The following is a 21781-nucleotide window of genomic DNA, read 5'->3' as shown; positions in this document are numbered from 1 at the left end:
TTAGCTCTTGTGAAGAAATTCCAGGGCGGCACGCTCAATTATTCGCAGTTGGCCCATGACCCGCCGTTGCTGCTTTTTGCGAAAGCCGCACAGCTTTAAATCGGCATACAGCACGGTGTAGTCCAACCCAATAGGCCCCCCGGAGCCGACTCGCCATTGAGTTTGATTGCGGACGAAAAGCGCAAAGGCGTCAGCAAGATCCGGCCACACCTCGATTGGCGGCCTCTTGAAAAGTGCAGCCTTGGATCGGATTCCCGCTCGCGCGAGCGCATCGGCGGAAGGCGGCGCCCAATAGAACGCCGCCACCGCCGCCTTTAGTTTTTTTCCAGTTCGACCTGTAGTGCCCTGTTGTAGGCCTGCACGATGGCAAGGTCGGCGCCCGGCTGGTGCTGGCGCAGCGCGTTAATACCCGACTCATCCAGCGGCATGTCCGCATTCCAGCGGGCAACCAGTTCCAGCAACAACCCGCCCGAGGTGAGCTTGCCCTTCTCGACCTTCGCCATTAGCGCTCGATACTCATCGTCGGTCTTATGTCGAAACGCCAACTCCAACTTCTGAGTACGGCCTTGGCCCGTGATGGTCACCGTAGCTTCAATGACGGGATTCCCTTTAATGATGAACGTCATGGTTTACGCCTCGTCGTAGGTCACGGAGTCAGTGCTCAGCGACAGCGTGAAGCCGTTCTGCAGGTTGACGTTCTGGCCGCCAGTCGGATCTTTGCGAAAGGACGGATAACCGTAGTAATAGGTGACACTTCCATCCGGGTACATCGTTTCCAGCACGATGGGCTCGCCCAATCGATCCGCGACGATCAGCGCCTTGTACCAGGCCTTCTTCCGGTCATGGTCAATGGTGTAGGTCAGCACCGTCGGCGTTTTGACCGTAGGCTTCTGACGCTGCTTTTTCGTCGGGTCTTCCACATACTGGAAAGTGTGAAACTGTTGTTCGCCGCCCGTAATCTGCACGTCGGTGATCTGGTCTAGCGACACCCAGTCGGTCACCTTGCGGTAGGAACCGGCGCCACGGCCTGCTGGGTACAGCCGTAGCGCCGTGGTGTCGGCGCCTTCGATCTTGAAGCCGTCAGCGGTAGCACCGATGGCGCGATATACCGACTCGTTCAGCGCGGCCCAATCCGAGCCGAGCACGAGGATGTCGCCATCTTCTGGAGGGGTTCCGACAGAGGCGACCGGGTCCTCTCCGTTCGTGATGGCGCTGATCGCCACTGCCGCTGCGAGCGCGGTAGAAAAGCGGAATTGCGAGCCGTTGATAAAAATGGAAGACATGGCTTTCCTCAAAAGAAAAACCCGGCGCGCGGCCGGGTCTAGTGTTTAAGCAGGGTGGAAAAATCAGGCGGGAAGAAACCAGATACCAAAATCCTGGCGGGTGCCGTACTTCTTGATGGCCTCTTCGTAGAGGCTGGTGTGCGCGCCGTAGGGTTCCACGGCTGGAAAGTCACTTTCGCAAAGCAAAGTGCCGATTTGGTCGGCAATGGCGTTCGCCTCGGCGCGGGTTGCGGACCAAACGTAAAACTGCACGCGCTGATGCCGCTTTTCGCGTCGTTTTCCCTCGACGTACCACTGATCTTTCCCGCCAGCGCCTTGGTAAACGATCAACGGAAACACGGGCTTGTCCGGCGTAACGTCGGGGTAAGTGCGTCCGGCCACCAAAGGCCCCAGGAGCGCATTCAACTTCGCTTCAAGGCCCATCGGTGCCCCCCTGGCCCGCCAGCAATTGCGGTAGCCGCTCGCGCCCCCGCTGGATCATTGCCGCACGCGCCCGTGCCGAGGCCGCCTCGTATGCCGGCCGCAGGAACGGATAAGCGGGCACCCATTTCGGAGTCGCCAGCCTGCGGCGCTTGTCCGTGACATAGCTCCCATCCGGCTTGCGGATCACCGCGTAGATTTGCCAGTGCCCGAACTCCACCAGGTGCCCGTGGGGTGCCTTGCTCTTGTTCCAGGTGACGGCGTACTGGACTTCCTTTTCGGTCGAATACTTGTCACGGAAGGCCAGATAGATGGCCCCGGCCAGCACCCCGTTGTGGGTGTTGACCCGCGTCTTGGCCTCATCGCGCAGCACCTCGCCCCCCGCAACAGCCATAGAGCGCGCCAGGCTGACCCGTGCCGGTCCCAATAGACGATCCAGGCCCGCCGTCCAGCCGGTGCTATCGAACTTCGCCTGAATGCCGCTAGCCATCGTTGCCCCCCTGCTCACAGATCAGGAATGCCCTCTTTCGGTCCCTGAAGTCGCGGGTGATACCTTTGACTTCGAAAATCGTCCCGTCGTGAATGACGCGCATTCCCTCATCAATACCCAGCGCCTTGGCCGCATCGAAGCTCACGAGGAAGCTGTAACGCGCGATTGACGGCGACACGTTGCCCTGCAAGCTGGACCGAATAGCACCGAGGCCGGTTTCATTCGCGATGCCCGCCCAAAGCGAGCCTGCTTCCTTCCAGTCATCCAGCGGCTGGCCCGCTTCATCAGTCGCGCCGGAGCGGCGCTGCACCAGAATTCGGCGATTCCGCTCTCGAGCCGTCATGGCAATACTCGCGTGTAGGGAAAGACGAGGCGCGCGAATCCTGGGTTCTCATGGAGTACCTTTTCGCCCGCAGCCTCGGGGTTTTCAAGCATGTCTCCCACCAACATGACAATCGCGAGCTTTAACGGCTCCGGCACTGGCCCCGGCTTGCTTGTGAACAGAATCGGGAAAGCGCCGGCTTCGCTGGTGGCTTCACCGGGCCAGATAGGCAGCGGGGACTCTCGGCCGCCGACCGGCGTCCATTCATACGATGCCTCGGCCAATGCAAAGCCCGTTCTGCGTTCGACCAGTTCGCGCGCGGCGGTAATGACGCCGGGGATATCCTCGTCCAGTGCGTCGTGGTCAATATGCAGAAGCCGCTTTACCTGCGCCATGCTCACGGGTTCAACCGACGCGGCAGTAATCAGGCGCAGCATGGTCAGCCTCCTGCCGATTCAACCGCTTTCGGGTGGGGGTCGATGTAGCCAGCGCCTTTCAGCGCGGAAACATGGTCGGCGTCAAACTCGCGCACTTCGCCGCACTTGCCGTAGATGCTGTCGTGCAACACCAGAGCTTTCACCCGTTCCCGGGTGTCCGGCTCGGGAGCCGGCGCATCGGGCGGACCCGGCAGTGTCGCCGCCGGTTCGGTGCCTCCGGCCTCACCAACCCCAGGCGAAGCGGCAGCGGGCGACGTTGCGTCCACTTGGTCAGACAGAGCGGACGGGGCCGGCGGATCGCCACTCGGCGCGGCCTGGGCTGTCGTTTTTCGTGCCATGGTTTCTTCCTTGAAAGAGAAGGCCGGCAGGATCACCCGCCGGCCTGCGATCACCCGGGGCCGCTTAAGCGGCGGCGCCGTGCTGGAACAGCTTCACTGCGCCGCCCACGTCGATCAAATTGCCGCCCGAGCGCATCCACGCCAGGAAGCCAACCTGGCCTTTCTTCACGTAGGCCGAGTCGTTGAAGCGGAACAGCGTGATCGCCATCACGTCGCGGATCTTGTACAGGCTGAAATCGCCGAACGCGATGGACTTGGCGGCGGCCGCCGGCACCGGCATGTGCTGGTTGATTTGGATGTCACGATTCAGCAAGCGATCCGGCGCGCCGCCGGGGTTCCCCTGCTCATAGCCCGGCACGAAGATCGGTCGCCCCTGATCATCCTTGATCTTGCGAATCATCTTCAGCATGTCGTCGTGGAACATCCATTTCGCGCCCAGGCGGTACGCCGGGTCCACGCTGTGCTCGATGTCCACCAGGTCGTCGTAGGTGATCACCGGAATTGCCGAGACGGCGCCGATCTTGCCGACACCGGCGGCGGTAACCACGCCCATGGGGCCGGACGTGCCGGCTCCGATCGTGTAGTGGCGGTTGGTGACGCGACCGAGGCGGGTATTCAGGCGCTGCGTGATAAAGCCTTCGATGTCGGACGAGCTGTCTTGCAGCAGTTCCCAGGGCACGGTCACAACCTTGGAGCTGAACTTGTAGACCTGCAGGCCCTTCGTGCCGAAGCTTACGTCCTGGTCGGTCGCCGACTGGTTCTCGGCAACGATTTCGCCTTCTTCGTTGGTGCCGTCGCTGGTCGGATATTGCATGGGCTCGCCGCCCCCCGTCGTGAAGACGTTGGCCACGGCGCGCATGCCGCCGAACGCCTTCAGCGCATCCAGGATGGAACTGGCCACAGTGGTGGGCACGGTGTAGCCACCCTGCTCCGGGTTGACCGCCGGATTGCCGCTCATGGCGCCGCGGATATGCGTCCAGTCCTCGGCGCTCAGTGCGTTGTCGCCACCACGGCACCACTTATCGAACAGTGCCACGTCGGTGCCGCGATTGCCCTTGGCGCCGGGGCGGGCATCATGTTCACGCACGCCAGCGTCATGCAGGTCGCTTTCGGCCGTCAGGTCCATCATCTTCTGATGGCGCTCGATGGAGGCGTCGATACGGTCGATTTCAGCCGTGTTGTCGTCGTACTTCTTCTGGTGGTCGGCGTTCCAGTTGGCGCCGGGGTTGTTGTCCAGCAGGGCGCGAGTTTCCTTGGCCAGCGCGTTGCGGCGCTCCCGCTCGGCTTGAAGATTGAAAGCCATAACTTAGGTTCCTTCAGTCGAAAAAAAACCGCCCGAAGGCGGTGGGTTGTCCTGCGTGCGGGAGCCGCTTATGCAGGGGTGGCCTCGATCAGCGAAAACCGCCTCTCAAGATCATTTCGCAAGGCTTTGACCTGGGCATCATCCACAACGGGAGATTTCGGCTTGGTCAGCGCCTTGGGCGCATTCTGGTAAGCCGCCAGATTCCATGCGTTGGATGTGGTCGACTTCTTCGCAGCGGCGTCAACAATGCGATCGACAAAGCCATGCTCCAGCGCCTCGTCGGCGCTGAACCAGGTCTCCGCGTCCATCCAGGTCTTGACCTGATCCGCCGACTGGCCGGAGCGGGCCACGTAGTCAGCCATGATCGCGCCGTCCACCTTTTCAAGCAGATCGGCAGTTTCCCGCATGTCGGCCTTGTTGCCGATGGCAACCGTCCAGGCGTTGTGGATCATGAAGAACGCCCCCTGCGAGATCTCTACTTCGTCGCAGGCCATGCAAACGTCGGTAGCTGCGGAAGCAGCCAGGCCGTCCACGTGGGCGACTACCTTCGCCGAATGCTGGCGGATGGCAGTCATCATCGCGCGCGCGTCGAACACGTCGCCCCCCGGCGAGTTAATGCGCAAGTGGATCGTTTCGGCCGTGATGCTGGAAAGGGCCTTGGCAAATTCGGTCGCGTCGATATCGCCCCACCAACCGCCTATAACCCCATGCAGGTAGATCGTATGCTCACCGTTGCTCGACTCGGCGCGCAGCGGCTTCGATCCAGAGGCGTTGTCACGCGCCATCTGAAGCAGTTTCGGAATTTTCATTCTGGGTTTCCCTGTCTTGATCGTTGTCGTGCTCGGGTTCGGCTTGCGCTTGCTCGCCCGCCCGCGTCGGGCGGTCAAACTCGCCGCCCAACGGCTGGAGGTTCTTCACGCGGCGGACCTCATCTACGCTCATCCAGCCCTGCGCACCTGGCCCACCCAATGCCTTAGCGAAGTACTCCGCCTGAGCCTTGGAATCGCCGGCCATGAGCCCATCTGTGTTGTGCTCGGTGAAATACCGCGCGGTGCGGAATAGCTTTCGGTTCAACTCGCCCTTGATCCGCTTCAAGTGAGGGGCCAATGTGTATTTCACAAAGCCGATACCCATCTGCTCAATACCGCTACCCCAGCTGCTGGACTTCGTCATTTCGCCGATCATGTGCGGCGGGACACCAAAGGCGCGCGCCATGTCGATCACCTGCCATTGCCGGGACTCCAGCAGCTGCTGGTCCACCGCCGACATAGTCAATTCCTTGATGTCCAACCCTTCGGTCAGAATCAGCGGAATACGGCGGTTCCCCTGGATACCTCCATACTTGGCAACCCAGGCGGCGCGGAAGTCTTCCTGCATGTCGAAAGACATGGCTGCTGGCGCCTTGATGGCGACCTCGGGCTTGCCCCCTTCGCTGAAGAACTTCCCAGCATGCTCGTCACCCTGGATGGCGATGCCAATGCCGTTGCGCGCGCCCCACTGAATTACGGACATCGAACTGATGCCGTTGAATCCGAATCCGGGAATGTGGATCACGTCATCCTGATCGACCGTGAAGAATCCCTTGTCATCGTAGAAGGTGTATTGCAACCGCCGCAGCTCGCGCGGGCTTTCGCGCTCCTGCTCCCGGATCTCCACACGAGAGCGGGGCCAGGGGATAAGGTTCGTCATGGTGCCGGCACGATTGCGGACGATGTATGCAATACCATCGCCCCGCAGCAGCATCTGCGTCACCAAGAATTCCCACGCCGCAGACGCCACCCAGGTGGGGCAAAACTGCTCGTTCAGCGTCCACCAATACGCGTGGTCCACTTGCTGACGTGCCCCGCCCACGCGCTCAAAGACGGGAAGCGGCAGTTGGGCGATCGATCCGGCGATCAGCGAGACACACGCATACACGGCCGACACCCGCATTGCGGTCTGGTCATTGACCACAGCGGCGGCCGCTGTCCGAGGATCACCAAAAATCTCAAACATGCGGATGTCGGACGATGAGACCGTCCCGCCGTCGGCGATATTGCCTATTGCTGGCTCTTGTCGGCTGTCTGGCTGTACTGCCTGGCCGTCCGAGCCGAAGAATCTGGAAAGTAGTCCCATCACATCACCACGAATCCTTGTTGAATTTTCTTGGGGCCGGCCAATGGGTTCAGCGCCATCAGTTGCGCGGCATCGAAAAGCGCCATCAGCGGGTCAATCTTTGCCGTGCCGCTGGCCTGCTTCGTGATGAGAATTGAATTCGCGCGCTGCTCGATGCGCGCATTGCTGACGGCCCACGCCATCATTGGGCGTCCGCCGTGAGAAAAGGCCCCCTCCGCGAGCTTGCGCTCCACGGTCTTGATGGTGCCTCCAAGGCGCCAACCTTGCGAAACACCGACAAGAACGTTGTCTGGGATGCCCGCATCTGCAAATGCTTCCGCAAATGTGATGCCACTAGGGTCAACCCCGACCCCTTCCTTTTCGGGGAATAGCCCGGCGTCATACACCCTCTTGACGATCTCGGCCAACTCGGCCACGTCGTCCCCAATCCGGTTGACGATGACCAGGTCTTTGTCCTGCTCGAAGTCCCGCAAACGCGGCGCTATTTCCTTTCTGCGCTCCAACACGGACGGATGCGCCCAAGCTCGCCCCCAATGCAACCAGCGCCCCGTCCCAGGCTCTCGGCCTACCAACCCAAGCCCCAATAAGTCGTCTAGGCCGCCACCGTCGATACCTCCTGTTATGACCTCCACGCGAAGCAGGAAATCATCAAGGTGGCGCAGACTCGGGTCGCCATGCGCTTGCCAGTGGTCCGCCCCAGCCCAACGGTCAGACCGCAGATTCAGGCCGATTTCGACGTTGAGGTGCTTTGCCAAGAACTGCTGGAACGCGCCGTCCGTCCTGGCGCGCAGCAGCTTGAGCTGATCCTCCAGCCACTCGGCGCTGACTGAGCGGCCGATATTGGGATTGGTGAAGTAGAAATTGGCCGGGTCAAGATAGGCCTTTGCCTCCAACATATCCTCCGGGAACTCGTACAGAATGCCCAATGTCTTCGGGTCGACCACCTTCCCGTCACGGACATCGCGCCAGTACGCCAGCTTCTCTTTAAAGACGCCTGCGGGCGGGTCATCGCTTTGAGTGGTCAGGTAGATCACCCAGCCTTCATCACGCGATATTTGGCCGCCAAGCGCCTCAAGGAACATCGCCACAGCGTTAGCACGCTTGCCGAATAGCCACAATTCGTCCACCAAGATGCGACCGGACTTCTTGCCCGACACCGTGTCAGTGTCGGCAGCTACCACCTTAAGGCTATTGCGAGTCGTGCGATGGGTAATGGTGCGGATGTGGTCCTGGACGTGGAACATGTCCGACAGCTCCTCATCCGCCCGAACCATTGCCGCCGCCGGCTTGAAGCTGTTGTCTGCGACTTCCTTGGTTGGGGCCAGGATCAAGTGTTCCTCTTCCTGGCGCCAGCAGATGATTACCGCCGTCAACATGATGCCGGCGGCAATAGTCGATTTCGTGTTCTTCTTGCTGATCAGCAGCCCATATTCCCGGATACGTTGCTTTCCGGTTTCGACGTCATATCCGCCGAAGATCGCCCGCACAAAGTCAAAAACCCATTCTTCGGAGCATTCCCCGAAGGTCTGGTGTCGGTACGTCCCAATGGCTTCGTCATAGACTTGGGCCAGATCAACGACCTTGAGCTGCTTGAAGATGCCCAGCGCATATTCGGCCTGGTCGGGATAGACGGGCGGCGGAATGATCGACTTGCGCGTGCGCAGACGTTCCGCCCAATCCGGGCACGCGGTTGTCCAGGTCATGACCTAGCCTTTCCCGACAACGCGCAGATGCGTAGGCGGCGGCGGTGGCGCAAACCGACCGCCCGCCGCCTTGGTCGCTGCCTCCTGTTTGGCGCCCTTCTTGCCCTGTTCAGCAATCTTTCCGTGCGTGAACGGCATCAGAGCCTTCGCAGCCTCCATCCGCAGCTTTGGTTCTTCGCCGAGGTCGTTCATGATCGCCACAAGCACGGCACGTGGGTCTGAGGTCAGGCCCAGCGCCTTTAGGCCCATGCTTTCGCCGGAGTCGGCGGCGCATGGTTCGTCACTGGTAACGTCAGCCGGCGGTGCAGAACCCGGCTTTTTGTTAACCGAATTTTTGTTAACTGTTTTGTTAACTTGGGCAGTCCGCCCCAGAGCGGCCAGCACATGCTTGTCACGCATCAATCGAGCGGCTGCTTGGGCCGCCCCGTTTTCGCTGTAACCCGCATGGATAGCGGCTTTCGCACCGGATAGACCCGACAGCAGCGCGTCGACGAAGCGGCGCTTTTTGTCGGTTAATGCCATAGGTTTTGGTTAACAAAAGTGGGTTAACAATTTTCCGAAACGGGGAAATTTTCTGTGCGTGAGGGAACAGGTGGTTTCCAACGGGAAAGCCCGCCCAACTTTCGACGCCCCCCCGGGGGCCTCGGGTACTAAAGAACGACAACTGATTTCGATCGGATCGCTCTCCATACTGCGCCGCACCAAGAACTGCCAACAGCCAAGTTCATGGTTACGAGAAATCTGGCAGTCGGAGCCGGAACTCGCATTCGGCACGTCCGAAAGACCGCGTAGGCCGCGATCCATTTCCATTGGATCGCCGCGTTGCGAGGGTTGGTAACAAATTGGCGTATATTCATGGTCGGTAAATCCTCAGACTGGAACTCAGCAAGTTATGAACCCCGCCTCTCGGTTGTTGAACTTTGTGGAAGATGCTCAGCGGCACGACATCCCAGGTGTCCAAGCGAACGTGCAATGGGCCCAGATCTTTCTAAAAAAAAAGGCCAATCCAAATTCCGAGGAACTCCACTCAATTTCGCAACGGCTCGACTCCATTCAGAATCAGCTGAATGACCTTGCACAGACTCTCAACGAATTAAGCCTTCCTGGAAACCTCTATCTCCAGCCCATTGCACAGCTGAAATCCGCGACATCGGCCGGTTCGTTGAACAAGCAATGGGATCAAATTCGAGGCGCTTTCAGCGGTGAGAACGTTATGGCACTACGGTGGGCCGCCCACACAATAGGCATGACCGAAGCGCCTGCATCTGATGACGAACTGAAGCAGTTCAATGAACATCTCGAAGCCATGAGGGCCACACTCGAAAGCGGGAAGCTACCGCGGTCCTTGCGGCAAATGATCAAACGCCAGCTCGATTCCATGAATGCAGCATTAGCTGATTACTCCATTTCGGGTATCGCGCCATTGCGGCAGTCCTTGAATGCCGCAATGGGCGAGTTCACACTCGAGAAAGAGACCATTGCCGCTGCTGTCGCAACGGCGACCGACGAAGAAAAGCGAGGTATACAAAAGCACTTTGACACCATCAAACGTGGCGCCGACCTCGTGGAGAAAACAGCAAAAGTTGCTGGAGCGGGCCAGCAGCTTCTGGGATATGCAAATAAGGCGGTCGAAGCTTTAGCTGGATTTTTCTGACCGCCTTATCACGCCCTCCCATTTGCTCTATATCCCATGTCCTGCCGCGTCTTGGCGTCATGGCAGCCGACCTTGCGTCCGTGCGCGTCACGGGACACGCACAGCACCTGGGTGTTTGCGTCGGTGTCATCGCCGCCATCGAATAGGCTTACCTTGTGGTCAAGCTCGAAGCCGTTCGGGTACAGGGTCAATGTTCCGCAACGCGCGCAGTGCGGATCAGCGGACCAAACGCGCAACCGACGGTTTTGCAGCTTGCGGCCTGTCATGCGCTTGGCGCTGGGCGTGGGCGCTGCGGTCAACCTTGAACCAGCCATTACAATGCGCGGCTTAAGTGTCTTTAGCTTCATGCCTACGCTCTCACAGCCCGAACTCGCGCAGCGTAGGCGCGCGCCACTGCCGCTATTGCATCCAGGCGGAAGACATACTGAGCCATGTAATACGCTCGACGCTCCCGCCGCATACCAGTCTCAAGCTTCGGCAAGCCCTTGAGCTTATGCTGGTACATTCGGCTGCAATCTTCGAGTGCCTGCTGCGCAGCCATACAAAACTCCGGATCAGCGCCTGCGCGCCTCGCCTGTGTGATGTCTCGCCGTGCGCTTGCCATCATTTCTCGCGACATATCGAATCCTCCTAGACCACTACCGACATCGAGCCAACAGTGACAAAAGCTGAGTGCGAACGGGCCATCCGACAGCTGTGCCATCAATGGAAGCGCACCGACTATGCCGGTCTTCCCGATCAGAACTTGCGGTTCTCAGACTTCCGAGCCTGGCTGGAACAATCCCATCCAGAACTGCTTCGGTTCCGTTCAGTGATGCCCGCCGTGGACGTAGCCGAAATGTGGTTCGATCAGGAGTTCCGGCAAACGTGGCGGAACTGAATTAACCCTCAGCGCCAACCTTGCCGGGTGCCACCAACTGCACACCGCACGGCGCGATGATCCCTTCCCCACACGCCATGCCCAGCGCGCGGCCCTCGGCGAAGGTTGGAGTTTTATAGCTGCAATGCAGAAGCCCCGACCGGAGAATCCGTACCGGGGCTTTGTTATATGTGAAGCGGGCAGAGGGCATCGATTCCTCGCCGCGCTGTGGGCTCGGCCAAATCAACCGACGGCTTTTGACTCAAGCCGATATACACTCGGCCGATAGACTCCGGTCATCAGGCCGATCAGGAGACCAGAAGGCAGACGCAGTGCTTAAGTCGCGGATCCCTCACCGCTACGAATTGGAGCCAAAGCACATGGGCCACGCCGCCCCTCGCACAACAAAATTCCTGGTGGAGTTGGTTGGAGATCAGGAGACGGTAAACGGCATATGTTCCAGATGCCCAGAAGGCATTTCCCTCGAAGAGAATTTCGTGGGCTGGAAGAAGACTCCAAACCCGCTGATCCAAGTGTTTTTTGTTGCGGATCAAGACTTGGGAGCGGATACGGCGGCGTTACTGTTCGCCTTGGCCTTAGAAGACCTGCCTGCGCGAGGCGGCACCTCTTTGTGGGTGCTGGTAACCGTGGGCTTCGACGTCGACCTGGCAACCATTGAAGATCATTTCCATCGTATCGCTGAGTGCAACTGGGTAGACATTCGGTACTCAACGGCGCCAGGCCCCGTCATTCAGGTCAAAACCACAAATATCACCGCGCTTTTAAAAGGCGCGGCAGCGGCCAGCCGCGAGGCTGACCAATGAGCGCTCGCAGTCAGGTCTGCGCTTGCGGCGGCAGCGAGAAACGCAAAGCCCCAGCTGTCCTGCCCCGATGGGCCTCGTTCGAAACGACCTGGGAATGCGTCCGGGGCCTAGTGTCGGGTGCACGATTCGACGATAAAGTGCTGACGATTGCGGCCGTCTAACTCTGCGGCCGCAAGCCAACGTGGAGTGACGCCTCGCCCTGTCCATGTGTGTCCCGTCTCAGGATCTCGGTACTTGGGCGCTACTTGGGAACGCCTATCCAAGCGCGGTACCTGAACATCCGGGGGTTTCGGCGAAAGACGCTGATACGCGGCCGTTATCTCATCCGGCATGATTTTGGATTCACGCATCAAACGAACAATTTCGCGGACAGCCAACGCTTTCCTCTTTGCACGTAGCGCGTACACGCGATGCTCCAACTGACCGATTTCTGCGGACAATACTCTCAGCGACTTTCTTTGCTTCATGGCGGCTCCCTCTGACCGTGTGACGCACTTTATTACTCACGCAATTTAGTTGGCAGTCGGGGAGAACCCTGATGAATGATCGGCTTTGCCACTTGAGAATCTCCATGTAACCTGGCCGCCGCCTGTATAAGTGCGTCAGCCTTGGGTCGATTACTGCTTACCCCGTGTTTCGGCTGTTAGTCAGGGACTCGCGATTCTCCTGCTGTCGCCGTCTTCTTCAGCGGCAATGCAAAAGCCCCGACCGGACGACCCGTATCGGGGCTTCGTTCGATTGGGACCGGACGAGACCAAAAGTCCGATTCACAAACCCACCGTGCCGGGCGAAACTCGAAGACTAAATCCTGTTTAAAAAGGAGCGAGCGAGTGCCGGCAAATCACAACAAGCGCTTGATTGCAGTAATTGCAATGGCTGAAGACGGAACAACCTACCGTATCGAGAGAAGATGTAGAAGTTTGACCGGTGACGAAGGACCGGATGCATTTTTCTACTGTTGCCTCCCTGATGGGCAGCCAGTCGGATGGCTTGGCAAAGGAATCTACAAAATGCCCGATGGGAAGATCGCCAAGGCCGTGGGCACGCACTCGTCTTGGAATTAGCCCTGGAGCGGGCTGGCCCGATCGAACCTGCGTATGAGGCTTGGAAGGCCGGTAGCTCCCCTTGAGCGTGCCCGCAAATCTGGGACAAACCCTAATCCCTGCCCCGCGAGGGCGGCGGATGTGGGCTAAAGACGTATTGACCGTCATACGTCAGAGTGACCAAATGAGGACGGGGCGGGATCGGCCACCTAGTCAAATGGAATCGTGCCATGCATACGGTCTACACAAAGCGCACTACCGAGTTGATTGCGGTAAGCCCAAATGGAACCACGTACGTTATTGAGCGCCGATGCCGATCGCTGCCTTGCGACGATGGGGAGCAGGCGTTTTTTTATTGTTGCCTGCAAGACGGGAGTGCTGTGTCCTGGATGGGTCAAAACCATTACCAGCTATCGGATGGCACCACTCTTCTCGCAGTTGCCTGTCGCCTCACCGACCCCAACTAAAGCCCGCTAGAAATGCAAAAAGCCCGCTGCTTTCGCTGGCGGGCATTTAAAGCCAAAACGGCTGTCAATCGGAAGACATAGCGCCGTTTATGGAAGCCTCGATACGATGAACGAAACTTCGTTTTGATGGTTAGGATATCGACTATTTTGGAGCGCGGCGAAGTCTTTCTTGGAGATTCGGTGTCGGTAAGCGTCGTGCAACTCCACCATAAACTGGTTCGCCTCGGCTTCTGTATCGATGGGCATGCGCTTGTAGTTCGGGTCTGCTTTGATCTGGTCCACCAGACCGTTAAACCAAGTATAGAAGGGCTTGTCGTCCACCGCCGCCGCAACGCGGGGGTCAGTATTTGTCGCACACCCCTGTATCGCAGGCACAACCAGAACGCATGCTAGGAGGGCGGCGCGCCCGAACTTGCTCACTTTCATTTTCATGCTCACATCCCCGAGGAATTCCAAGTAGGAGCATTGAAGATACTTCGATATGAGCGCGGTCAGAAGTAAAAAAAACCCGTCAGCAATGAAAAAACCCGCTGCTTTCGCTGGCGGGCTTTCTATGTACGCACTTATTCAAAGTGACTAAACAGGGCGAACTTTAGCAGAGAAAATTCAACCTCGCAAGATCTCAATCACAAAGGCCTTTTGCAGACAGCAGATCCGCCGCGTGCTCCATCGCCAGCGCTTCGACTCCCTTCTGGCCCGCGCTGCGTTCGCCACCTTTCTGCTTCGTGGTCCGCGTGCCATACAGCCAAAGCTTGATCTTCCCGTTGTGGTTGGTTGCAGTCGCGGCGCTGACGCCCGCCCGTTCGGCGGCATCTGACAGCTTCACATCCTTGCCAAAGTAGCGCGCCACAATCGCGTCACGCAGCACACGCGGTGTCGGATGCGCCGACAAGGCACCACACGCAGCCGCGTCAGAGATTTCGCGTACCGCCGCGAGCCAATCATGCCGATCAACGGTGCCCTGGCAGCATTTGCAGCGGTCCGTTCGGGGCACAAAGCGCGCAACTAGGATGGCTCGGTACAGGCGGGGCAACGGATCCAGCGCCCCGAAGACAAAGGCGGCCTGCCCTGCCCCGTCAGTGCCGCCCAAGCCCTTACCCTCTGACGGCGCCCGCGCCATGCGAGCCATCATGGGCTTGTCATACACCTGGTCGGTGTGGTTATAGGCGAAGGTCAGCGCCGCATGAGCGGTCGCAAACAGTCGGCTGGGTTTCGCCTCCACGACCGGGGTCGAAGCCAGGCGGGAAAGGGTCAAGGTGGTCATCAGATAATCCCCGGGGAATAAGTCACTTTCGCGGGCAGCATTTCCCGCATCCATTGCATTGCCGCTTCCCATCCGAGGATTACGGTGTGCCGCCCCCGGACAGGAAAAATCTTTGGGTTCACGTCGTGGGCATCGACCATCACCGATTCGCCACGCGCCCCGGTTTGCCTGTAGATCAACACCGGTACGCCTTGTTCGCCGGCCTGCTGCTGCGCCTGACGCCACCATGCGGGCAAGCAGAGCGTGTTGGCGTGCTTGCATTCGATGCTGATGCGCGCGAAGGCCGGATCGTCCGCCACCACATCGCTATCACCAACCGCGTTGCGCACGCGCCGCCGCCAAACCTTGCCGGTTGCCTCGGTCAGCATGTTGGCCACCTTGCGCTCATACGACGCGCCTTTGTTGCGTGCCATTGCGCTCATGCTCGCGCCCCCTGGTCGGGGTAAGCGTCCATCGCGGCCTGCGCCATGGCAATCACCGTGGGCGAGTACTGCGTGCCGCCCTTCTTCACAGCGTCCAGAATGCGCTTTGCCCCTCGGCGGGGGTCGCGTCCCGACTCGTTCAGGATCGCGCCCGCCCCCATCGCCTTCAGTGCCTTGGCCGCTTCTTCCGGCGTGGCTTGGGTAGCACCCGGCGCGGGCAAGGCGGCCGCAGGCGTGGGGACCGGGTGCCATTGGCCGCGCGCCATCTCGTCACCGAATGCCCGTTCCCACCGCGCCTTCAGCACCGCATAGCCGCAGTTCAGCAAATCATGCGTACCAACGGCCACCGCTGCCCAGTAAATCGCCGGATGCGCCCAGTTCCCAATTTCGCCACGGCGGCGCGCGGTCATTCCGGCCACTGCGTCATGGAACGCAACCTCGGGCGTCATCCAGGGGCGGCACAAGCGGATGAACTCGGGCAGCGTGGGCGGCCAGTCACGGCTCAAACATGCAACGATGCCCACGCGGGCCTCGGCTTCGGTAAAGCCGGCCAGCATCTGATTCCAAGATTGCTTGACCTCGCGAGGTGTGAGCCCTTCCCACGCCTGAGCAAACTTCGTGCCGTACATGAGGCGCAATTCAGCGACCACCAGATCGCCAATGCCATTGCCAGCGGTCGGATTAGTGAGTTGTGACATCGATGATCCCCATGTCGATTTCGGTTTGCGGCACGCCTTGCGAAAGCGACGCGCCCATTTCTTCATTCCAAGACGCCCGGCGTTGGGCCGCGCTCTGCGGGCGGCTGGGCCGTGCTGCACCGGAGCGCAGGACACGTTGCAGGTAGGCAACCGGTTCAATGGCCTGGTCGTCCACGCATTGCTGGATGGCCCGCACGATGTCGGCGTCGTCGTGGCCCTTGCGGAACATGCCCAGCATGGAGCGGGCTTGCTTCTCGGGCTGGCCGGCAGCGATCAGCAAGGGCAGGCCCAAGGCGAAAATCTTCTCTACGGCTGATGGCGGCTGCGGCGGCGTGCCGCCCGTTCCGCTAGGAACGGAATAGTTATTGGTTCTTGGTTCTTGGTTAGGGTTACGAGTGGGTTCTTGCTGGCCCCCGACTGGGTTTGCTTTCGCATCCGTTTGGGTTTCTTCTGGCAACCCATCAGAAACCGACTGGGTTTCGTTGGGTTTCTTTTTGGGCCTTCCGCCCGCCTTCCCGTTATCCCGGTTGGTTTTCGCCTTCTGCTGGTACGCGGCGATTTCGCTATCCGCTCGCTTATTGCGCCATGCCCCATCCACAAGCTCGAAGAACTCTTGCAGGATCATCGGCACAGCCGCGCGCTCTTCCTCGCTGCGCGCCCCCACCCACCGGCAGACCTGTGGCAGATCGTCCTTGATGGGCTGTTCCTCGGCGTAGTAACGACGCAGCAGGCGGCTGTAGATGGCGTCTTCAACCAGGCTCAAGTGCATCGTGGCCTGGGCGTAGTCGCCGATGTTGTGGCTGTAGTAGTTCATTCGGTGACTCCATAGAGCGCTTGAAAGCCGCGCTCCGCTTCCTCGGGCCACTTGCCCAGGTCGATGATTCGCTGGCGCGTAAGGCGCAATCCAGGGATGAAATAGCTCAGCTTCATTTCTCTCGGAGCCTTGGACTGGTCCAGGAAGAAGTGGCAACCGCCGCAGGCGAACGCGATGGCCCAGTCATGAGCCTTGATGCCCTTCCCCTTGCCGTCTCGCGTCCGATTCGAATGGGCCGATACCGTGCTTTCAGTTCCGCCCCAGCAGTAGCTTGGAACCCGCGTGAGGCATTCCTCGCCCTTGGCAAGCGCCAACAGAGCGGGGTTGCGATAGACGGTCTTGGGCTTCTTCTTGCGCTTCTTGCGCGCCTTGATGGCGGCACGGGGCGGCGGCATTGGGGTGGTCCGAATCGGCGCAGCACGCATCATCGGCGCGCTGCGCTTCATGGGGGTCTTGTTCTTCAGGGGCGTACGGCGCGTCAACGACATCCCGCCCCCGATGCAGCTTTGACCCGCCACCAGTACGGGAACTTCCAGCCGTTCATACGCCGGGTGACCAATCCTGCTTGGGTCGCGTCGAACAGGAACGACTGAACCGCAAGAGCGGCAGCATCAGCACGCGATGTGCTGGGCCACGGGTCCACGGCCACCAGGGCGGGCTGGACGATTCCCTGCAGCGCCTTGATATCGACGCGGCGCTGGGTGTCGATAATGGCCTGCTTGACCGCTTGCACGGTCGCAGACGGCACGCGGTAGCCCCGGAACATGTGCAAGCAGTCAGCCATAGATCCCGCTCCAATCTACGAACGGGATGCGAACCGCTGTATGGAACAACGTGGCCGCTTCGGCGTTGTGGTCCAGATCCGCGCGGCTGGTGATACCGCACACGTCGCGGACGAACTGCGCGGCGTGCTGCTGGGCCGACACGCCATCGGGGGCGGCGCCAACGCGGGAAACAACCCACCGCTGAAACTTCGCGCCGTTGCACATCATTGCAGCCGCGCGCGACAGCGCCGCCCCCTTACGCTCCGTGGACGCGATACGCGCCCGCACGGGTACACCAGAAGTTCCACGCTGCATCATTGGTCGGCCATCCCGCTAAGGCGACGAGCCACACCAGCCACCGCTTCCATCAAGGCACGGCCGGCCGCATTCACGCGCATCATTTCCTGCTGATCGACACCTCCATCTGCCAAAGCGTCGTAGACCTCCTGACCAAAGGAGCCGTGGGCGACCATCAGCGCGGCCACCTGTTCCAACACGGACACGTCGCTTTCAGCGCAGTTGTCGGGTGCCTTGACCAGCAGATAGCCGTTGCTGTGCGCAAACGCGGCCAAGATCCGCGCGTCACCCGTCATCCGCACAACACGGTCAGCTTCAGCAAGCGTGAGGTGATGCGTGGTGTTGTTCGGGTTGACCTTGTTGCGCAGCACGGCGGCCGAAATCCCAACCAGCGGACCCAGCGACTCGCTGCCGCCCTTGTATTCATGCACCGTCAGATCGGCCGCAGTGGTGATGTTCATTTCTTCGATTCCTGAACGTATCTATTGCTAAGCAGCGGCTTTACGATTCGCCGCATGGAAAAACAACAAGCGCCCTACACGTCCAGCGGTCCAATCTGGATCTTGTCGCTAGGCTTTGCCAGTGCCGCCGGCTGCGGTGCCGGCTGGGCCGGCGTCGTCGCGCTGTCCATGCGCTCTCTCCTGAAAATGGGTGGTCAGCCCCTTAGAATGGTTGCTCTCACACAAAACTCTCGCCCCTATTGGAGGGGGCTGACCATGGCTGAAAACATTCCGCTTTTCCCTGTCGCGAATTGGACGGCTGGACCCGTCCCACAACTTGGCTTGGCGGTAATCAAGTTCGATTTCCTGACGAATCCAATGCAACGCCCGGAAGAGGCCAACCCCGGCCGGCACTACGCTTTAACGCCTGGGCAGCTTCGAGACCTGATAGAGCAAATGCAGTCGGCACTTCAGAAGCTGGAAAGCGAGCTTCCTCAAGGCCAACCAGGGCCGACGCACTGACAAGAAATTCGCTTCTCGCATCAGGCTCCGCGCCCCCGGATGTCGAGCCGATGCTGTCATTGACTCCCGACATAAGGGGCACCATGGACATTGCTTCCGCCTTCAGCAGCCTCAGCGCCGCCATCGGCCTGGCGCAAAACGCACTCAGTGCACGAGATGAGCGCAAGATCTCCGACGCCAAGCAGGAAATCACACGGGTATTGATCGAGGTTCAGAACTCCTGTCTGGACCTCCAACAGAAACTGTTTGCGAGCGCCCAGGCGGAACGCTCGGCGGAAGACGAATGCCGCGCTCTTCGCCAACGTGTCGCTGAGCTGGAAAAGCAAGCGACTGACAGGGACCGATATGAGATGAAAGAAATCCATCCAGGCACGTTCGTCCTTCGCCTGAAGGAATCGGCCGCAAATGGAGAGCCACCGCACAGCCTTTGCCAACCCTGCATGGACAACCTTGGTAAGAAGGCGGTACTCCAGATCGCATACGGCTGGCATTCGAAGCTCGCGTGCCCTGAATGCAAAACCGAATACCAATCCGCACCCAGCGCTCGTGCGACAGTGGTTTCGTTTTAGGCAGCGGCTATGCATGGGAGGGCTCCCGCCGAGCGACAGCCGAACACGATTGGATGCGTGCATTGATGTCATGCCGCCCTCGCCCCGCCGCTTTCCGCCAACCGCTTCTTGAGCCGGCGCGCAGATTTACGAAGCACGTCCCATCGGAACGTAGGCAGTAGTTCCTCACAGCGCACGCCCGTCGCCTCTTCGATTAGGGGGCAATGTTCGGAAGGTAGCGGTCGCTTCAGATGAACCCAGTCATGAGCGCTGACGGGAGTGACCCGAAGAATTCGAGCGAGCGCCGCCTGACCGCCGGCTACATCGCATGCCCGGGATAGGGCTTCGTGTCGTTTTTTCATGTCCATGCCGCATTATTAGGCGACGCCTAATTAATGTCAATAGGAATTGCCTAATGCGGCACCACAAGGCGAAAGTTAGGCAATGCTTAATGGAACTGACCTAGGCGCCGCGATAAAAGCGGCAATTGAAAAGAAGATTGCTAGCGGCGCAGTCGCGTCGCAGGCTGCGATCGCACGCCATTTCAATGTGAAGCCTCCCTCCATCCATGACTGGATCAAGAAGGGGTCGATATCGAAGGACAAGCTTCCGGAACTATGGCGCTACTTCTCGGATGTGGTTGGTCCTGACCACTGGGGGCTAAAGGCGTGGCCCGACATGGGTGCAGCGACGCCAGAAGCGACGGCGCCTGAGCCCCAGCCCTGGCCCTTCCCAGACATTTCGGAGAGAGATGTGCGGGCGTTGCCCCCGGCCCACATCAATGCGTTGCAAGGTGCGCTCGCGGTAGTGATTGCCCAGCTCAAGCTCGGCGTGAAGGTCACCGAGACGCCAAAGGCCGCATCTCGCCTGATCAACATGGACAACGCGAGTGACGAATTCCCGATGCGGGCCAGCTCGGATTCCCAACATTGGGAACGCGGCGCTGCGGCACGAGAGGTCGGCGCCACGCTCCGCCTCAATCAGATGCCAAATGTGGGCCACGTGCCGCATGCCGGCTATTCGGCTAACGATCAAGAATTCCTCTCGATCCCTGAGTTGGACGTGCGCTTGGCTGCCGGGCGTCTGGGTATCGAGAACTACCACGAGACGGAAATCGGCGGAATTTTGTTCCGCCGATCCTTCCTGGAATCGTTCAGGCTGCCCATCGAGCGCATGAAGATCGTCTATGCGGATGGCGACAGCATGGAGCCGGTAATTCGCAATGAAGGGCCAATGCTGTTCTTCGAAGAACCGATAACGAACGTTCGCAAGATCGACTCACGCACCGTGTACGCGATCAACTTAGGCGGCAAGATGGTAGTGAAATGCATCCAACGAGAGCGCGATGGAACGCTACTAGCCAAGTCCTTGAACCCCGCGCACCCTCCCTTCCCCCTGAAGCTGGACAACGGTCAGGACGTGCGGATAGTCGGTCACATCCTTTGGTCGCCTTACGACCTTAGGAACGGCGTGGATGAGCGGTTATTGCGGAGCTAGGCGCTAGATATGAATGAAAATTCCAAACCGAACGATCGCCCCACCTACGAAGACATGCAAAAGATCTTCGCAGATCTAGGCAACGATCCAACCCAGCAGACCGACCTAAGTCGCCTAATTAGTCAGTATCAGAAATTACACGCATCCCAAAAAGTGCTGGCGCGTGAATACATGAAACTCCGGCAGGCCATAGTCGACTTTGGTTCGGGAGTAGTGCCTATTTTAGAAGCAGCCGTCAGAACCAATTCAGACACTATCCGCGCAGACGCAATCGCCCCTTTGGTTAGACAGTTGTTGGCTGAATCGCTGTCTCCTCCGGGAAAAGAAGGTGATGACGCATCATGATTGAATCGGCTGATGTGAAGGAGACGCGGCAATTACTTGACCGCTTAAAGGCGCAGGCACCGCTGCCGAACACCGGTGGCCCGCCAGCACCTCCTATTGCCGCCAATGGAAACGGAGGGGATAATGGCGGTATGGAAGCGCGTGTAGCCAAATTGGAAGCGTCGGTGGATTACATCCAGCGCGAGATATCCGAACTGAAGACTGAGGTTCGGGGGATCCGTTCGGACGCTCGTACCGATTTTCGGTTGCTTTTTGGCGCGCTGATCGCTGTAGCTTTAGGCTTAGCGGGGCTAATGGCGAAGGGATTTGGTTGGCTAGCATAGCTAGTGTCGTGTTTTTGGAATTGCCACCTCCGGGTGGCTTTTTTATTGCAGCGGCTTCCAGCGCGGATCTGGGCCGCCCCGCATGCACGAATCGTAGACCGCCTTATAGACCGCCATTGGGTGGCCGATGTCGCTAGCGCCACCGAAGTACACATTGTTGACGATGCCCTTCAGCTCGGTCTCCGAGAACTTGAAAGACTTGTCCGCCTTCATCTGGGCATGCGCCTGATCTGGGTAAATCCTAACGTTCCTCGAGCCGGCCACAACCTTGTGTGCGGCTGCAAGATCAATGCATCTCTGATTTCGGGCGTTCGCATCAGTCTGCCCGAAACCCGCCGGTGCCCATAGCCCGCCGGGAAGCGCAATGGCCCAAGCTGCGCTTCCAAACTTCCTCATGATGGTCTGCTGTTAGCGCGTTCGTACTTCACGCGAGCACCCACACGCCTCAATAATTAGGCATAGCCTATTGACAATAAATTAGGCGACGCCTAATATTCATCTACGCGTTGCAAACACTGCGCCGCAAGAAGCCCTCGGCCTCGTATCCCAGCGAGAGGACGTTACCGCGACAAAGTCGGGTGGGCACGGG

General features: G+C 59.5%; 33 protein-coding genes. 7 read left to right on the top strand and 26 right to left on the bottom strand.

Annotated elements, in window-relative coordinates; genetic code table 11:
• From M2361_RS04015 to M2361_RS03955, 13 genes are all read right to left on the bottom strand, one after another.
• On the bottom strand, positions 1 to 306 hold the full coding sequence (locus M2361_RS04015; protein WP_259246331.1) for a DUF1799 domain-containing protein: 306 nt from the start codon (positions 304 to 306) through the stop codon (positions 1 to 3).
• Positions 307 to 314: 8 nt separating this feature from the next.
• The gene (locus tag M2361_RS04010; protein ID WP_259246330.1) at positions 315 to 626 is read right to left on the bottom strand and encodes a phage tail assembly chaperone; all 312 of its coding nucleotides are present in this window, start codon (positions 624 to 626) and stop codon (positions 315 to 317) included.
• A gap of 3 nt (positions 627 to 629) precedes the next feature.
• Positions 630 to 1283: a phage tail protein gene (locus tag M2361_RS04005; RefSeq protein WP_259246328.1), complete on the bottom strand. Its 654-nt coding sequence runs from the start codon at positions 1281 to 1283 to the stop codon at positions 630 to 632.
• A gap of 63 nt (positions 1284 to 1346) precedes the next feature.
• The gene (locus M2361_RS04000; RefSeq protein WP_259246327.1) at positions 1347 to 1706 is read right to left on the bottom strand and encodes a DUF3168 domain-containing protein; all 360 of its coding nucleotides are present in this window, start codon (positions 1704 to 1706) and stop codon (positions 1347 to 1349) included.
• The gene (locus M2361_RS03995) at positions 1696 to 2193 is read right to left on the bottom strand and encodes an HK97 gp10 family phage protein (protein ID WP_259246326.1); all 498 of its coding nucleotides are present in this window, start codon (positions 2191 to 2193) and stop codon (positions 1696 to 1698) included. The genes M2361_RS04000 and M2361_RS03995 overlap by 11 nt, the downstream gene beginning before the upstream one ends.
• Positions 2186 to 2536, bottom strand: coding sequence for a phage head closure protein (locus M2361_RS03990; RefSeq protein ID WP_259246325.1), 351 nt, complete (start codon positions 2534 to 2536; stop codon positions 2186 to 2188). Before M2361_RS03990 ends, M2361_RS03995 begins: the two co-directional genes overlap by 8 nt.
• Positions 2533 to 2952: a head-tail connector protein gene (locus tag M2361_RS03985; RefSeq protein ID WP_259246324.1), complete on the bottom strand. Its 420-nt coding sequence runs from the start codon at positions 2950 to 2952 to the stop codon at positions 2533 to 2535. Before M2361_RS03985 ends, M2361_RS03990 begins: the two co-directional genes overlap by 4 nt.
• Positions 2953 to 2954: 2 nt before the next feature.
• Positions 2955 to 3326: a hypothetical protein gene (locus M2361_RS03980; protein ID WP_259246323.1), complete on the bottom strand. Its 372-nt coding sequence runs from the start codon at positions 3324 to 3326 to the stop codon at positions 2955 to 2957.
• Positions 3327 to 3354: 28 nt separating this feature from the next.
• Positions 3355 to 4593, bottom strand: a complete 1239-nt coding sequence (locus M2361_RS03975; protein ID WP_259246322.1) for a phage major capsid protein — start codon at positions 4591 to 4593, stop codon at positions 3355 to 3357.
• Positions 4594 to 4661: 68 nt separating this feature from the next.
• On the bottom strand, positions 4662 to 5402 hold the full coding sequence (locus M2361_RS03970; protein ID WP_259246321.1) for a head maturation protease, ClpP-related: 741 nt from the start codon (positions 5400 to 5402) through the stop codon (positions 4662 to 4664).
• Positions 5368 to 6708: a phage portal protein gene (locus M2361_RS03965; protein WP_259246320.1), complete on the bottom strand. Its 1341-nt coding sequence runs from the start codon at positions 6706 to 6708 to the stop codon at positions 5368 to 5370. The genes M2361_RS03970 and M2361_RS03965 overlap by 35 nt, the downstream gene beginning before the upstream one ends.
• Positions 6708 to 8411 carry a terminase large subunit gene (locus tag M2361_RS03960; RefSeq protein ID WP_175169313.1) on the bottom strand — a complete coding sequence of 568 codons (1704 nt, stop codon included), beginning with the start codon at positions 8409 to 8411 and terminating at the stop codon, positions 6708 to 6710. Before M2361_RS03960 ends, M2361_RS03965 begins: the two co-directional genes overlap by 1 nt.
• A gap of 3 nt (positions 8412 to 8414) precedes the next feature.
• Positions 8415 to 8933 (bottom strand): terminase small subunit, encoded by a 519-nt coding sequence (locus tag M2361_RS03955; protein ID WP_259246319.1) that lies wholly within the window; start codon positions 8931 to 8933, stop codon positions 8415 to 8417.
• Positions 8934 to 9303: 370 nt separating this feature from the next.
• Here M2361_RS03955 and M2361_RS03950 point away from each other — a divergent pair, with 370 nt between their 5' ends.
• A complete protein-coding gene (locus M2361_RS03950; protein WP_259246318.1) occupies positions 9304 to 10065 on the top strand; it encodes a hypothetical protein in 762 nt (253 codons plus the stop codon).
• Positions 10066 to 10073: 8 nt separating this feature from the next.
• Here M2361_RS03950 and M2361_RS03945 read toward each other — a convergent pair whose 3' ends face one another.
• Positions 10074 to 10412, bottom strand: coding sequence for an HNH endonuclease signature motif containing protein (locus M2361_RS03945; RefSeq protein ID WP_259246317.1), 339 nt, complete (start codon positions 10410 to 10412; stop codon positions 10074 to 10076).
• Between the two features lie 892 nt (positions 10413 to 11304).
• Here M2361_RS03945 and M2361_RS03940 point away from each other — a divergent pair.
• A complete protein-coding gene (locus M2361_RS03940) occupies positions 11305 to 11748 on the top strand; it encodes a hypothetical protein (RefSeq protein WP_259246316.1) in 444 nt (147 codons plus the stop codon).
• 107 nt (positions 11749 to 11855) lie between these two features.
• Here M2361_RS03940 and M2361_RS29040 read toward each other — a convergent pair whose 3' ends face one another.
• The 10 genes from M2361_RS29040 to M2361_RS03890 all read right to left on the bottom strand — a co-directional run bounded on the left by M2361_RS29040 (position 11856) and on the right by M2361_RS03890 (position 17978).
• On the bottom strand, positions 11856 to 12080 hold the full coding sequence (locus M2361_RS29040) for an H-NS family nucleoid-associated regulatory protein (RefSeq protein ID WP_404976346.1): 225 nt from the start codon (positions 12078 to 12080) through the stop codon (positions 11856 to 11858).
• Positions 12081 to 13345: 1265 nt separating this feature from the next.
• Positions 13346 to 13690 carry a hypothetical protein gene (locus tag M2361_RS03930; RefSeq protein ID WP_259246314.1) on the bottom strand — a complete coding sequence of 115 codons (345 nt, stop codon included), beginning with the start codon at positions 13688 to 13690 and terminating at the stop codon, positions 13346 to 13348.
• Positions 13691 to 13880: 190 nt separating this feature from the next.
• A complete protein-coding gene (locus M2361_RS03925; protein WP_259246313.1) occupies positions 13881 to 14522 on the bottom strand; it encodes a hypothetical protein in 642 nt (213 codons plus the stop codon).
• The gene (locus M2361_RS03920; protein ID WP_259246312.1) at positions 14522 to 14944 is read right to left on the bottom strand and encodes a hypothetical protein; all 423 of its coding nucleotides are present in this window, start codon (positions 14942 to 14944) and stop codon (positions 14522 to 14524) included. The genes M2361_RS03925 and M2361_RS03920 overlap by 1 nt, the downstream gene beginning before the upstream one ends.
• Positions 14941 to 15642 (bottom strand): hypothetical protein, encoded by a 702-nt coding sequence (locus tag M2361_RS03915; protein WP_259246311.1) that lies wholly within the window; start codon positions 15640 to 15642, stop codon positions 14941 to 14943. The genes M2361_RS03920 and M2361_RS03915 overlap by 4 nt, the downstream gene beginning before the upstream one ends.
• Positions 15626 to 16456: a YdaU family protein gene (locus M2361_RS03910; RefSeq protein ID WP_259246310.1), complete on the bottom strand. Its 831-nt coding sequence runs from the start codon at positions 16454 to 16456 to the stop codon at positions 15626 to 15628. Before M2361_RS03910 ends, M2361_RS03915 begins: the two co-directional genes overlap by 17 nt.
• Entirely contained in the window at positions 16453 to 16902 is a 450-nt protein-coding gene (locus tag M2361_RS03905; RefSeq protein ID WP_259246309.1) for a DUF1364 domain-containing protein, read from the bottom strand. Before M2361_RS03905 ends, M2361_RS03910 begins: the two co-directional genes overlap by 4 nt.
• A gap of 32 nt (positions 16903 to 16934) precedes the next feature.
• Positions 16935 to 17240: a hypothetical protein gene (locus tag M2361_RS03900; RefSeq protein WP_259246307.1), complete on the bottom strand. Its 306-nt coding sequence runs from the start codon at positions 17238 to 17240 to the stop codon at positions 16935 to 16937.
• Positions 17233 to 17508, bottom strand: coding sequence for a hypothetical protein (locus M2361_RS03895; RefSeq protein WP_259246306.1), 276 nt, complete (start codon positions 17506 to 17508; stop codon positions 17233 to 17235). Before M2361_RS03895 ends, M2361_RS03900 begins: the two co-directional genes overlap by 8 nt.
• Positions 17509 to 17534: 26 nt before the next feature.
• Complete coding sequence (locus M2361_RS03890; RefSeq protein WP_259246305.1) at positions 17535 to 17978, bottom strand: phage regulatory CII family protein; 444 nt, start codon at positions 17976 to 17978, stop codon at positions 17535 to 17537.
• Between the two features lie 54 nt (positions 17979 to 18032).
• Between M2361_RS03890 and M2361_RS03885 the strand changes: the two genes are divergently transcribed.
• Entirely contained in the window at positions 18033 to 18479 is a 447-nt protein-coding gene (locus M2361_RS03885; protein WP_259246304.1) for a hypothetical protein, read from the top strand.
• 83 nt (positions 18480 to 18562) lie between these two features.
• Positions 18563 to 19048: a hypothetical protein gene (locus M2361_RS03880; RefSeq protein ID WP_259246303.1), complete on the top strand. Its 486-nt coding sequence runs from the start codon at positions 18563 to 18565 to the stop codon at positions 19046 to 19048.
• Between the two features lie 68 nt (positions 19049 to 19116).
• Here M2361_RS03880 and M2361_RS29035 read toward each other — a convergent pair whose 3' ends face one another.
• Positions 19117 to 19389, bottom strand: a complete 273-nt coding sequence (locus tag M2361_RS29035; RefSeq protein WP_404976258.1) for a YdaS family helix-turn-helix protein — start codon at positions 19387 to 19389, stop codon at positions 19117 to 19119.
• 82 nt (positions 19390 to 19471) lie between these two features.
• Here M2361_RS29035 and M2361_RS28985 point away from each other — a divergent pair, with 82 nt between their 5' ends.
• From M2361_RS28985 to M2361_RS03860, 3 genes are read left to right on the top strand one after another with little or no spacing between them, the layout of a single operon-like run.
• Complete coding sequence (locus tag M2361_RS28985; RefSeq protein WP_310508889.1) at positions 19472 to 20524, top strand: S24 family peptidase; 1053 nt, start codon at positions 19472 to 19474, stop codon at positions 20522 to 20524.
• A gap of 9 nt (positions 20525 to 20533) precedes the next feature.
• Complete coding sequence (locus M2361_RS03865) at positions 20534 to 20869, top strand: hypothetical protein (protein ID WP_259246302.1); 336 nt, start codon at positions 20534 to 20536, stop codon at positions 20867 to 20869.
• Positions 20866 to 21192: a hypothetical protein gene (locus tag M2361_RS03860; protein WP_259246301.1), complete on the top strand. Its 327-nt coding sequence runs from the start codon at positions 20866 to 20868 to the stop codon at positions 21190 to 21192. The genes M2361_RS03865 and M2361_RS03860 overlap by 4 nt, the downstream gene beginning before the upstream one ends.
• 42 nt (positions 21193 to 21234) lie before the next feature.
• On the opposite strand, the gene M2361_RS03855 is transcribed toward M2361_RS03860, so the two are convergent.
• The gene (locus M2361_RS03855; protein WP_259246300.1) at positions 21235 to 21405 is read right to left on the bottom strand and encodes a hypothetical protein; all 171 of its coding nucleotides are present in this window, start codon (positions 21403 to 21405) and stop codon (positions 21235 to 21237) included.
• Between the last annotated feature and the right edge of the window lie 376 nt (positions 21406 to 21781).

It is taken from the genome of Achromobacter sp. JUb104 (genome assembly GCF_024806975.1).
In the GTDB taxonomy this organism is placed as follows: domain Bacteria; phylum Pseudomonadota; class Gammaproteobacteria; order Burkholderiales; family Burkholderiaceae_B; genus Achromobacter; species Achromobacter spanius.
This window is presented reverse-complemented; position numbering and strand designations above follow the sequence as displayed.